Below are 12,821 nucleotides of genomic sequence, written 5' to 3'. Positions count from 1 at the left end.
GTGGTGCGGGGGCGGGCCGGGCGGCCAGCGGATTCGGCGATGGCGACGAGGTCCTGGATGGAGCGGTACGAGCCGTAGGACGAGCCCGCCATACGGGAGATGGTCTCCTCCATCAGGGTGCCGCCCACGTCGTTGGCGCCGGAGCGCAGCATCTCGGCCGCGCCCTCCGCGCCCAGCTTGACCCAGCTGGTCTGGATGTTGGGGATATGCGGATGGAGCAGGAGCCGGGCCATGGCGGTCACGGCGCGGTTGTCGCGGGCGGTGGGGCCGGGGCGGGCGATGCCGGCGAGGTAGACGGGGGCGTTGGTGTGGATGAAGGGGAGGGTCACGAACTCCGTGAAGCCCCCCGTCTCCTGCTGGATCTCGGCGAGCAGCCGCAGATGGCCCAGCCAGTGGCGGGGCTGGTCCACATGGCCGTACATCATCGTGGAGGAGGAGCGGATGCCCACCTCATGGGCGGTCTTGATGACCTCGACCCAGGTGGCGGTGGGCAGCTTGCCCTTGGTGAGGATCCAGCGGACCTCGTCGTCAAGGATCTCGGCGGCGGTGCCGGGGATCGTGTCGAGACCGGCCTCGCGCGCGGCGGTCAGCCATTCGCGGATGGACAGGCCGGTGCGCGTCGCGCCGTTGACGACCTCCATCGGAGAGAAGGCGTGGACGTGCATACCGGGCACGCGCTCCTTCACCGCCCGCGCGATATCGAAGTAGGCGGTGCCGGGCAGGTCCGGGTGGATACCGCCCTGCATGCACACCTCGACCGCGCCGACGTCCCAGGCCTGCTGGGCGCGGTCGGCCACCTGGGACAGCGACAGGGTGTAGGCGTCGGCGTCGGTGCGGCGCTGGGCGAAGGCGCAGAAGCGGCAGCCGGTGTAGCAGACGTTGGTGAAGTTGATGTTGCGGGTGACGATGTACGTGACGTCGTCGCCGACCGTGGCGCGGCGCAGATCGTCGGCGATCCGGCACAGCGCGTCCAGCGCCGGGCCGTCGGCGTGGAGGAGGGCCAGCGCCTCGGGGTCGGTCAGCCGGGTGGGGTCGTCGGCGGCGACGGACAGGGCGGCGCGGACGTCCGCGTCGACACGGGAGGGGGCCATACCGGGCGCCGCCGCTTCGCGCAGCGCCTCCCAGTCGCCGTACACCTCGTCGAAGTCGTCGCGGCGGTCGCCGGTGCGGCCCTCGGTGTCGATGGTGCGGTGCAGATCGGTGCGGCCGGAGGCGGTGAAGCCCTCGTCGGGCTCCTGCCAGGGCAGGCCGACCGGCAGCGCGTCCTCGCGGGCCAGGCCGGTGGCCGGGTCGGCCAGGGCGCCGACGTGGGGCAGCAGCCGGGGGTCGAGCCAGGGCTCGCCGCGCTGTACGAACTCGGGGTACACCGCGAGCCGTTCGCGCAGCCGGAAGCCGGCGGCGGCCGAGTGCTCGGCCAGCTCGTCCACCTGCGGCCAGGGGCGCTCGGGGTTGACGTGGTCGATGGTGAGCGGGGAGACGCCGCCCCAGTCGTCGATACCGGCGCCGATGAGCCGCGTGTACTCCCCCTCGACCAGATTCGGCGGCGCCTGGATGCAGGCGGCGGGGCCGAGGATGTGGCGGGCGACGGCGACGGTGGCGACGAGGTCGTCCAGCTCCGCGTCCGGCATACCGCGCATCGCCGTGTCCGGCTTGGCGCGGAAGTTCTGGATGATGACTTCCTGGATGCCGTGATAGGCGCGCGCGACACGGCGCAGCGCGAACAGCGAGTCCGCGCGCTCCTCGTAGGTCTCCCCGATCCCGATCAGCAGCCCGCTGGTGAAGGGGACGGAGCTGCGCCCGGCGTCCTCCAGGACGCGCAGCCGCACGGCGGGCTCCTTGTCCGGGGAGCCGTAGTGCGGGCCGCCGGGCTCGCTCCACAGCCGCTCGGCGGTGGTCTCCAGCATCATCCCCATGGAGGGGGCGACGGGCTTGAGCCGCTGGAAGTCCGTCCAGGTCATGGCGCCGGGGTTGAGGTGCGGCAGCAGCCCGGTCTCCTCCAGGATGCGGATCGAGATGGCCCGTACGTACGCGATGGTGTCGTCGTAACCCTCGGCCTCCAGCCACTCACGGGCCTCGGGCCAGCGGTCCTCGGGGCGGTCCCCGAGGGTGATGAGCGCTTCCTTGCAGCCCAGTTCCGCCCCGCGCCGGGCGATGGCGAGGACTTCGTCGGGGGACATGAACATCCCGTGGCCGGCGCGGCGCAGCTTGCCGGGGACGGTGACGAAGGTGCAGTAGTGACACTTGTCCCGGCACAGACGGGTCAGCGGGATGAAGACGCTGCGCGAGTACGTGATGACCCCGGCGCGGCCCGCGGCCTCCAGGCCCGCGTCACGGACCCGGGCCGCCGAGGCCGTCAGATCGGCGAGATCCGCCCCGCGCGCCTGGAGCAGCACGGCCGCCTCGGCGGCGTCCAGCGCCACACCGTCGCGGGCACGTTTGAGGGCGCGGCGCATGGCGTTGGGGGTGGGGGCAGCCTGTGCGGACGGCTCGGATCCCTGCGCGCTCGTGGTCATTCTCCGAGCATACGAGGGGGATCCGACACCGCCAGACCGCCCGGGCCTGGGGTTTTGTGGGTCTCCTCACGGCGGCTCCGGACCGGGGCGGGAATACGCAGGCGAGTGTTCAGTGCGGCCGCTCGGCCTCGGCCTCCGTCTCGGCCCAAGTGGGGGTCTCAGTGCGGGCGATGAGTGCCTCGACGCCGTCGAGGATGCGTTCCAGGCCGAAGTCGAGCGGGTCGGCGTCGGCCGTGTCAGCGGTGTCGGCGGTGTCGGCGGGGCCGAAGGCGCCGTCGGCGATGGCCCGGGTGAGCGCGGGGAAACGGTCGGCGTGGCGTTCGAGCAGTTCGCCGATCAGCCGGCTCCATTCCTGGCGATGGGCCTCGTCGTCGTCGAGCAGCTGCTGGGCGAGGTTGCGGACGAGCCCGATGGCGAGCAGGAACGCCTGATGCCGCTGGGCCGCCGTCAGGCCGGTGGGCTCCAGGGCGGCGAGCGCGGCGTCGAATCATCCGCGACGCCGGCCACTTCGCCTCCTTCCGCCACCCCGACCGGTTCCTGGACCTCATGCTCACCAAGGTCCGCCCGCAGGTCACCGGCGAGCCGACGCCCGCGCGGTCTGGCTGACGCGAGCAGGATTACGGCCTGGAGGGCCCGTCCTGCCCCGCTCATCTGCACGGGCAAGGGCGATGACGACGTAGGACAAGAGTGCCTGTGGAAGCCCCAGAAGCAATACCTTCCTCACCTCGGCCGCGTCCGAGGCTCGACGCCGCCGCGGGCCCGAGGGCGAACCGGGTGTCGGATTCCACCGGGCCGAGCGTGACCGCGGGAAACCGTTTCGACGAATTCCGGCCATCGTGTGGCTGGAATTGCCTCTTCTGGATTCCGGCCCGCCTGCACTGGAATTAGCTATTCCGATTATTCCCGGGGGAGGCTACGCCACACTTTTCCCTTTTCTACCGGCCTCCAGGGGATGCGATGGCCAAGTAACCCACAAATGATCGTTCTCACCCTTGCCCGACTCCATCAGGCGTGGAATTGTCATGGCCGCACGAGGGGGGCAGAAAGCGCTCTCCACGCATAAGAGGGGAAGCGTGGCATTCAACCCGATTGCACGCCCCCTTTTGTCCTGTCGGATAACGTCTCAAACGTTACCGCAGAGGAAGTAGGTGCAGAAAATTGCTGAAGAACACCCGCATTCGGCGAACCGTCACCACCCCGGTACTTGGAGTGCTGCTGGTCGGCCTCTTCTCGCTCGGCGCCGGGGCGACCGCATCAGCTTCCGAAGCCGGCACCATGGCGCACCCCACCGGTTGCAGCTATGAGAAGCCCGGCAGCTGGGGCACGGTCGCCCGTTGCACCAGCAACAACGGCGGCTCCTACCGAGCTATCGCCCTGTGCAAGGACCCGGAGAACGGAAGGGTCGAGGACTTCTACGGCACGTGGAAGAAGACCGGATTTTCCTACGCGTACTGCCAGGGAGACTACCTGGCCTATACCCCGGGCATCGAGACCCGAGTCTAGAAAACGACCGGATCGATCGAGAAAGGACCAGCGGCAATGAAGAAGCTGAGTTCGACGCTGCTCGCCGCCACGGGGATGGCAGCCTGTTTCACCCTTGGACTCGCGGGCGCGGCCAATGCGGCCCCCGCGGAATACGCACCGGCCTCGGATGGCGTGTCCGTCATGGGAGCGCCGAGCGGGTGCTCTTATGGCGGTTACCCAGGCGGCTGGCAGGCCGAATGCGATAAAAGCAATGGTGGGCACTACAAGGCGACCGTAACGTGTAGGCCTTGGAATGGTGGCGGTCTCGTCATTCGCAATGCGCCGGTTTGGCGGGCCAGCGGGATCTCCATCGTCTACTGCCCGCCGTCCAGCAGTGTCGTGGAAGGCGGCATCATCACAAAGACCAGTTAGGCCGAACCGCTCGACAGTATCCCGTGGTCACGCAGCGTCCCACGCGGCGACCACCTGCGAGCCAGGCCGACGAATGCGGCGTCCCATCGGGCTTCCCTGATGGGACGCCGCGTCCAGCGCAGATCCATGCCCAAAACTGGGGTCAGAACAGTCTTGAGAAGCGATTCCCCACCAGGCTGAAGCCTGATCTCGGTGGCTGCGCGTATGTTCCCTCACGGCCATCGAGTTATCCACAGGCCTTTCCGTGGGTGTCACTCCCGCGTACAACGGTGTGAGCGCTGGCGACGGACGGCACGACGGCCACAGGGGGCACTCATGCAGCGACGCGACGTACTCAGACTCTCCGCCCTTGCGGGCGCGGCGGGTGTGCTGACACTCGATCCGGTGACCTTCGCCCAGGCGGAGGAGCGCGACGGCGGCGATAGCGGCGGCGGGTCCGGCAGCGAGCAGACGAAGACGGTCACGGGTCATCTGCCCACGGGATCGCCCGACTTCGTCTATCTGCCGGTGGAAGTTCCGCGCGGTGTGCGCGAGATCGCCGTCTCGTACTCGTACGACAGGCCGACGGTCCCGGCCGGCACCCAGGGAAACGCCTGCGACATCGGGATCTTCGACGAGCGCGGCACGGACCTCGGCGGGCGCGGCTTCCGGGGCTGGTCGGGCGGTGCCCGCACCGAGTTCGCGATCAGCGCCGAGCAGGCGACGCCCGCGTATCTGGCGGGGCCGGTAAAGGCGGGCACCTGGCATATCGTGCTCGGTCCCTACACGGTCGCTCCGCAGGGGCTGGACTACAAGGTCACCGTCACGCTGCGGTTCGGCGAGCCGGGCGAGACGCCGAAGCCGGTGTATCCGCCGCAGCGGGCCAAGGGGCGCGGCCGGGCCTGGTACCGGGGCGACTCCCATCTGCACACGATCCACTCCGACGGCAAGCGCACCCCGGCCGAGGTGGCCGCCGCCGCCCGGGCCGCCGGGCTCGACTTCATCACCACCACCGAGCACAACACCACGTCCTCGCATCCGGCGTGGGAGGGGCTGTGGGGCGATGACCTGCTGATCCTCACCGGCGAAGAGGTCACCACGCGCAATGGCCATGTGGTGGCCCTCGGCACCGACCCGGGCGTCTTCATCGACTGGCGCTACCGCGCCCGGGACAACGCCTTCGGGAAGTACGCCCGCAAGATCCGGCAGGCGGGCGGCCTGGTCATCCCGGCCCATCCGCACGGCACCTGCGTCGGCTGCAACTGGAAGTTCGGGTTCAACGACGCGGACGCGGTCGAGGTGTGGAACGCGGACTTCACCCCGGACGACGAGGTCACGGTGCAGGAGTGGGACAACACGCTGGTGGCCGCCGCCCGCGGCGACGGCCGCTGGCTCCCGGCCGTGGGCCACAGCGACGCGCACCGCGAGCCCCAGGTCGTCGGATTGCCGCAGACGGTGGTGCTCGCCGACGATCTGTCGCGCACGGCGATCCAGGACGGCATACGGGCCGGGCGCTGCTGGATCGCGGAATCGTCGGCGATCGACCTCTCCTTCGAGGCGGTCGGCGGCCGCGGGCAGCACGCGGGCATCGGCGAGCGGCTGAAGGTCGGCCGGCAGGACGAGGTGACGGTCCGGCTGAAGGTCTCCGGCGTCGGCTCGGGCTGCACCATCCGGCTCATCACCGACCAGGGCCAGCTGTACGGCACGGCGATCCCCGACTCCGGGTCCGGCACCGCGGAATGGCGTACGACGGCGTCCTACGCGGCGTATGTACGGGCCGAGGTGCGCCACGCCCCGGCGGACGGCGGCGCGTCCGGGGTACCGGGCCGGATGGCGGCGATGACGAACCCGATCTGGCTGGGCGAGCGGTAACGGGCCTCCGGAGCGGCAGGCCCTCTGCCGTCATGGGTCAAGCGGGGCGGAGCGCCGCGCGGACGCGTCGGCCGCCGTCCACCACCAGGTCGGTGCCGGTGATCCAGGACGCCTCGTCCGAGAGCAGCCAGCGGACCGCCCGCGCCACGTCGTCCGGTTCACCGATGCGGCCGAGGGGGAGGGCGGCGGCGAGGGCGGGTTCGTCGGACTCCCAGACGAAGCGGGCCATCTCGGTGCGTACCAGGCCCGGGGAGACCGCGTTGACGCGGACGTACGGGGCCAGTTCGGCGGCGAGTTGGCGGGTGAGGCGGAGGAGGGCGGTCTTGCTGGCGCCGTAGGCGCCGATGCCGGGGCCGACGCCGTGGGTGCCCTCGGTGCAGATGTTGACGATCGCGCCGCCGTGCTCGCGCATCCAGCCGCGCCAGGCCGCCTGGGTCAGGCGGAGCGGGGCCTCCACGTTGACCGTGAAGGCCGCCCGCCAGACGAGCGGGTCCGCGTCCATCAGCGGGCCGAGCGGGGCGTTGGTGGCGGCGTTGTTGACCAGGATGTCGAGGCGGCCGAATGCGGAAAGGGCGCGGGATACGGCCTCGTCGAGGTGGGCCGGGTCCGCTACGTCGCCCGGGCACGCGATGGCTCGCGGGCCCAGGCGGCGTACGGCGTCGGCCAGCCCATCCGGGTCGCGCGCCGTGACACACACCGCCGCCCCGGCCTCCGTCAGCGCCTCCGCCACGGCGAGGCCGATACCGCGGGAGGCGCCCGTGACCAGGGCGGCACGCCCCGCGAGGGCGGCAGGGCCCACGAGGGCGGCACGGCCCGCGAGGGTGGCGGGCCCGCCACCGGGCCCGCCCTCCGGCGTGGCGGCTCCGGCAGCGCCGCCGGGCCCGCCGGTACCACTGCCCGGCCCGCCCGGCCCGCCCGTAGCGCTCACCACCGCGTCACCCTCTCGTGCTCACCTCGATCTCACCTCGTGCTCACCGTCTCCGTGTCGCGCCCCGACCGCAGCACCAGGCCCGGCAGCGCCCCCGTGACCTGGTCGTCCCGGATGGTCTCGACGCCGCCCACCCGTACGCTCACAACGCCGATCGCCCGTGAGTCCAGCCGCGGGCTGTCCCCCGGCAGGTCGTGCACCAGGTTCGCCTGGCCCGCGTCGATCCGCTCGGGATCGAAGAGCACCAGGTCCGCGTGGTAGCCCTCGGCCACGCGGCCGCGCTCCCGCAGGCCGAACAGCCGGGCCGGGTCGTCGGTGAGCATCCGCACCGCCCGCTCCAGGCCGACCAGCTTCCGCCCGCGCAGACAGTCCCCCAGGAAGCGGGTGGTGTACGGCGCCCCGCACATCCGGTCCAGATGCGCCCCGGCGTCCGAGCCGCCGAGCAGCACGTCCTCGTGCTCCCAGGTCTGCCGCCGCAGCTCCCAGCTCGCCGGGTCGTTGTCGGTCGGCATGGGCCACAGCACCGTACGGAGCTCGTCGGCGGCGCAGATCTCCACCAGGCAGCCGAAGGCGTCCGTCCCGCGCTCGGCGGCGATGTCCCGTACGACGCGCCCGGTCAGCCCGGCGTTGGCCGGGGAGTAGGTGTCGCCGATGACGTACCGCTCGAAGTTGGCCAGCCGCCGGAAGACCCCGGCCTCGGGGCTGTGAGCGCGGCGCAGCATCTCTTCCCGTACGGCGGGGTCGCGAAGGGTCGCGATCCGCTCGGGGACCGGCAGCCCGAGGATGTCGCCCCATCCGGGGATGAGGTTGAGCGCGCAGAAGGTGCCAAGCGACATGTTCATGGGGGTGAGGATCGGCATGGTCAGCGCGACGATCCGGCCGCCGGCCTTACGGGCCCGCTCGCTCGCCTCCAGCTGCCGCGGCACCCGCTCCGGCACGGCGGCGTCGATCGTGAGGACGTTCCAGTTCAGCGGCCGCCCGGCGACCGTGGTCATCTCCACGAACAGGTCGAGCTCGTCGTCCGAGAACCGGTCGAGACAGCCCGCGACGATCGCCTCGATCTGCGTCCCCTCGTGTTCGCCGACCGCCCGCGACAGCGCGATCAGCTCCTCGGGCCGGGCGTGGCGGGAGGCCACCGGTTTGCGGTCGCCGTCCGAGTGGGTGGAGGACTGGGTGGTGGAGAGCCCCCAGGCCCCGGCGTCCATGGCCGCGTGGAGGAGCCGCAGCATCTCCTCCATCTGCGCGGCCGTGGGCTGCCCGCCGATCGCGTCGGGGCCCATCACATGGCGGCGCAGCGCGCAGTGCCCCACCATGAAGCCCGCGTTGACCGCGATCCGCCCGTCCAGCGCGTCCAGGTACTCGCCGAAGGTGTGCCAGTTCCACGGCGCCCCCTCCTCGAGCGCCACCAGCGACATGCCCTCGACCTTGCTCATCATCCGCCGGGTGTAGTCGGCGTCCTCGGGCCGCTCCGGGTTGAGCGGCGCGAGCGTGAAGCCGCAGTTGCCGCCCGCGACGGTGGTCACGCCGTGGTTCAGGGAGGGGGTGGCGTACGGGTCCCAGAACAGCTGCGCGTCGTAGTGCGTATGCGGATCGACGAACCCGGGCGCGAGCACCAGCCCGGTCGCGTCCTCGACGCTCCGGGCCGGCTCCGTCACGGTGCCGGGCTCGGCGATGACCGCGATGCGCCCGTCCCGCAGGCCGACGTCGGCGACCTGGGCGGGGGCGCCGGTGCCGTCCACGACGGTCGCGGCGCGTATGAGGTGGTCGAGCACGGTGGTTCTCCCTTCACGCTCGGTTCTGCTCACGCTCGGTTCTGCTCAGTCGCGGGACGCCTGGCGGAAGCGGGTCGTACGGTGCACCGGGTCGGTGTCGATCTTCGGGATGACGTGCTCACCGATCAGCTTGATCGTGTTCATGGTGTCCTCGCTGCTGATCCCGATCGGCAGCCCGAAGGACAGCTGGTCGGCGCCCGCCTGCTCCCACCGCTTGCACTGCCGGAAGACCTCGTCCGGGTCGCCGCAGATCATCAGCTCCTCGGCGATCAGCAGCTCGATGATCTCCTCGGTGTACTCGGGCAGCAGCTCGGGCCACTCCGGAATGCCCTCCGGCCGCGGGAAGGTGTCGTGGTAGCGGAAGAGCAGCGACTGCAGATAGTTGAGCCCGCCGCCCACCGCGATCTCGACCGCCTTGGCGTGGGTCTCCGCGCAGATCGCCGTGGACGTCACCATCACGTTGTCGTTGACGAAGCCGCCGACCGGCTCCGCCTCCTTGACGGCGTTCTTGTACGAGTCGAGGACCCACTCCATGTCCGAGACCTTCTGGATGGAGAAGCCGAGCACGCCGAGCCCCTTCTTTCCCGCCATCGCGTACGAGGGCGGCGACCCGGCGGCGTACCACATGGCCGGATGCGAGGCCCCGTACGGCTTCGGCAGCACCTTGCGCGGCGGCAGCGACCAGTGCGTGCCCGTGAAGCCCTGGTACTCGTCCTGCAGCCACATCTTGGGGAACTCGGCGATCGTCTCTTCCCAGATCTCCTTGGTGTGGTTCATATCGGTCACCCCCGGCAGGAACCCGAGGATTTCGTGGCTGCCCGCCCCGCGCCCCGACCCGAACTCGAACCGGCCGCCGGAGAGGTGGTCGAGCATGGCGACCTTCTCGGCGACCTTGACGGGGTGGTTGACCTGGGGCAGCGGGTTGAAGATCCCGGAGCCCAGGTGGATCCGCTCGGTGGCGTGCGCGAGGTAGCCGAGGAAGACGTCGTTGGCCGACAGGTGGGAGTACTCCTCCAGGAAGTGGTGCTCGGAGGCCCACGCGTATTTGAAGCCCGACCGGTCCGCCTGGATGACGTACTCGGTCTCCTCGATCAGTGCGTGGTGCTCTGCCTCCGGGTCGGCCTCCTGCCGACTCCTGGGCACATATCCCTGCACAAAGAGTCCGAATTCCATGGAGGGTCACCGCCTCAAGTTCTATCTGACGCTCCGTCAGATTCTGATTGACTCTGACACCACGAGGTTTCACCGTCAAGGGCCGTCAAGGGCCGCCTGCGGAAGTCCGCACTAGAAGACCGAGACCCCCGCCAGCCACCCGCCGTCCACGACGAACGGCTGGCCGGTGATGTACGAGGAGTCGTCCGAGGACAGGAAGAGCGCCAGCCGGGCGACCTCCCCCGGCTTCCCGATCCGTCCCAGCGGCACCAGCTTCTTGTACAGCTCGTCCACCGCCGCCGACGCCTCGGCGAGGTCGGCGCCCGGGTCGAGCTGGGCGGGGTTGGTCATCGGCGTGTCGACCGCCCCGGGGCACATCGCGTTGACCCGGATCCCCTTCGGCGCCAGTTCCATCGCGGCCACCCGTGTCATCCCGACGACGGCGGCCTTGGTCGCGGCGTACGAGGTCAGGAACGCCATGCCGGACAGCGCGACGTACGACGCGGTGTTCACGATCGTCCCGCCGCCGGCGGCCTCCAGCTCCGGCGCCACCGCCCGCATCCCGAGGAACGCCCCGACCTGGTTGACCTGGACGACCGCCAGATACTCCTCCAGCGGGGTGCTGACCAGCTCGTTGAAGCGCAGGATGCCCGCGTTGTTGACCAGCCCGTCGAGCCCGTCGAAGGCGTCCTTGGCGGCCGAGACGGCGGCGGCCCAGTCCTCCTCCCGCCCCACGTCCAGGTGGATGTACCGGGCCGCCTCCCCCAGCTCCTTGGCGAGCGCTTCGCCCTGCTCGTCCAGCACATCGCCGAGCAGCACCCGCGCGCCCTCGGCGACGAACAGCCGCGCCTCCTGCTCGCCCTGTCCGCGCGCCGCACCCGTGATGATGACGACCCGCCCGTCCAGCTTGCCCACGTCTTCCTCCCTGGTCAGTCGTTGAGATGCGGTCAGTGGTCGAGATGCGGTCAGTCGTCCAGAAGCGGGGCGACATCGGTGGCGAAGGCCGCCATCTGGTCGAGCAGTTCGGCCCGGCCGCGACAGCGGAACCGCACCTGGATCTGGTCCACCCCCATCGCCGCGTACGCACGCAGCGACTCGGCGAGCCGGTCCGGTTCGCCGGTCAGCGTCCGCCGGCCGACCTCCCAGCCGGGCGCGCCCACGTACAGGGGTTCCGCGATGGCCCCGATCTCGGCGGGCTCCGCACAGCCCGGATCGTGCCGGGCGGCCCGTTCGCGCAGTTCCCGCAGCCGGGCGAGCTGCCCGGGCAGCCGGTCCCGCGGATCGCCCTGCGGCAGCCAGCCGTCCCCGCGCACCGCCGCCCGGCGCACCGCGGCGGCCGAGGACCCGCCCACCCAGATCGGCGGCCGCGGGGTCTGTACGGGGCGCGGGGCCTGCCCGAGCCCGCTGAACGCGAACCGCTCGCCGCCGAACTCGGGGAACTCCTCCGGCCCCAGCGCGGCCTTCAGCGCGTCGATCGTCTCGTCCAGCAGGGCGCCACGCGCGGCGAAGTCCACGCCCAGCGCCTCGAACTCCTCCCGTACGTGCCCGGCCCCGACCCCCAGGATCAGCCGTCCGCCGCTGAGGTGGTCGAGCGTGGCGTACTGCTTCGCGGTCAGCAGCGGATGCCGCAGCGCGGCGACCGCGACATGGCTGAGCAGCCGCACCCGCTCGGTGGCGGCGGCCAGATAGGCGAGGGTGGCCACCGGGTCGTACCAGACGGTGCCCATGGCCTCGGCCAGCCGTCTGGGGATCGCGACGTGGTCGCACACCGCGATGTATGCGAAGCCGAGCCGGTCGGCGGCGCGGGCGATCTCGACGAGATCGGCGGGGCCGGCCCGCACCTCCCACGACTCGGCGTAGATAGTGCTCTGCGACTGGATCGGAAGCTGAATTCCGTAGCTCAGCCGCCCTTGGGGCAGGATGCGCACGCCGCCGCCTCCTTCGCGGTCGACCGTGTTACTGACGGATCGCCATCGTCGTATCTGACGGTCCATCAGACAAGAGGGCATCGCCCTCGGATCCCCGCGTGCACCTCAGATCCTCGGGCGCACCTCAGATCTTCGGACGCACCTCGATCGCCACCTGGTCGTACGCCCCGTAGGAGATCCACTCGGTGCCCATCAGCAGAATCACCCAGGACCCGCCCCGCTCCCAGACCAAGCACTGGTCGGCGTCGTCCGGCTTGACGATCCCCTCGGGCAGCGGCTCGCCCAGCCGTTCGCGCAGCAGCCGCGCGGCGCGCTCGTACTCCGCCTGGAAGTCCTCGCGGGGGGCGTCCGGCCGGCAGTCGGCGCGACCGAGGAAGGGGCCCAACTCCCGCTCCCACTCCTCGGGGTCGTCCGGGTCGGCGAAGTAGGCGAAGGGCATCAGGACGGAGCAGTCCGTACGGCACTCCGCGTGCTCGCACACCACCTCGCGGCCGTCCCGGCAGCCCGGCCACTCGCCGAGCACCAGCCACCAGTCGTCCACGCCCTCCTCGCCGGCGACCGGCCACGGCTCGTACCAGCCGATGACGGCCTCGCCGTCCTCCCCCGTCGCATGCCAGCCGTTGCGTACGAAGGCGTCCTCGTACCCCTCGAGGCTCCACGGCAGGTCCGCGAGCTCGATCATCCGGTCCACCAGGCCGCCGTCGAGGGGCCGCACGGTCATCGCCATGGCGGGCACGCTACCGAGGCGGCCCGCGGAGCGGACCGCGGGGTGTCGCGGGTG

General features: G+C 71.1%; 10 protein-coding genes. 3 read left to right on the top strand and 7 right to left on the bottom strand.

Annotated elements, in window-relative coordinates; translation table 11 throughout:
- The coding region (locus CCN51_RS07990) for a bifunctional FO biosynthesis protein CofGH (RefSeq protein WP_086859410.1) at positions 1-2,513 on the bottom strand (2,513 nt) is incomplete at its 3' end.
- A 1,158-nt stretch (positions 2,514-3,671) separates the two neighbouring features.
- Here CCN51_RS07990 and CCN51_RS07980 point away from each other — a divergent pair.
- From CCN51_RS07980 to CCN51_RS07975, 3 genes are all read left to right on the top strand, one after another.
- Entirely contained in the window at positions 3,672-4,016 is a 345-nt protein-coding gene (locus CCN51_RS07980; RefSeq protein ID WP_014178903.1) for a hypothetical protein, read from the top strand.
- A gap of 36 nt (positions 4,017-4,052) precedes the next feature.
- Positions 4,053-4,409 (top strand): hypothetical protein, encoded by a 357-nt coding sequence (locus CCN51_RS54245; protein ID WP_143675741.1) that lies wholly within the window; start codon positions 4,053-4,055, stop codon positions 4,407-4,409.
- Between the two features lie 315 nt (positions 4,410-4,724).
- Positions 4,725-6,260, top strand: a complete 1,536-nt coding sequence (locus CCN51_RS07975) for a CehA/McbA family metallohydrolase (RefSeq protein ID WP_014178901.1) — start codon at positions 4,725-4,727, stop codon at positions 6,258-6,260.
- 37 nt (positions 6,261-6,297) lie between these two features.
- Here the strand turns inward: CCN51_RS07975 and CCN51_RS07970 are convergent, their stop codons facing one another.
- The 6 genes from CCN51_RS07970 to CCN51_RS07945 all read right to left on the bottom strand — a co-directional run.
- Entirely contained in the window at positions 6,298-7,059 is a 762-nt protein-coding gene (locus tag CCN51_RS07970) for an SDR family oxidoreductase (protein ID WP_043487419.1), read from the bottom strand.
- Positions 7,060-7,220: 161 nt separating this feature from the next.
- Positions 7,221-8,960 (bottom strand): N-acyl-D-amino-acid deacylase family protein, encoded by a 1,740-nt coding sequence (locus CCN51_RS07965; RefSeq protein WP_014178899.1) that lies wholly within the window; start codon positions 8,958-8,960, stop codon positions 7,221-7,223.
- A gap of 45 nt (positions 8,961-9,005) precedes the next feature.
- Positions 9,006-10,133, bottom strand: a complete 1,128-nt coding sequence (locus CCN51_RS07960; RefSeq protein ID WP_014178898.1) for an LLM class flavin-dependent oxidoreductase — start codon at positions 10,131-10,133, stop codon at positions 9,006-9,008.
- Between the two features lie 111 nt (positions 10,134-10,244).
- A complete protein-coding gene (locus CCN51_RS07955; RefSeq protein ID WP_086859408.1) occupies positions 10,245-11,027 on the bottom strand; it encodes an SDR family NAD(P)-dependent oxidoreductase in 783 nt (260 codons plus the stop codon).
- A 50-nt stretch (positions 11,028-11,077) separates the two neighbouring features.
- The gene (locus tag CCN51_RS07950) at positions 11,078-12,040 is read right to left on the bottom strand and encodes a TIGR03619 family F420-dependent LLM class oxidoreductase (RefSeq protein ID WP_014178896.1); all 963 of its coding nucleotides are present in this window, start codon (positions 12,038-12,040) and stop codon (positions 11,078-11,080) included.
- Between the two features lie 124 nt (positions 12,041-12,164).
- Positions 12,165-12,821 (bottom strand): hypothetical protein (locus CCN51_RS07945; RefSeq protein WP_245881587.1); only part of this gene is annotated, 657 nt, incomplete at its 5' end.

Source organism: Streptomyces milbemycinicus (assembly GCF_002154605.1).
Lineage (GTDB): Bacteria > Actinomycetota > Actinomycetes > Streptomycetales > Streptomycetaceae > Streptomyces > Streptomyces milbemycinicus.
The sequence above is the reverse complement of the archived record's forward strand: the minus strand, read 5'-3'. Positions and strand labels throughout refer to the sequence as shown.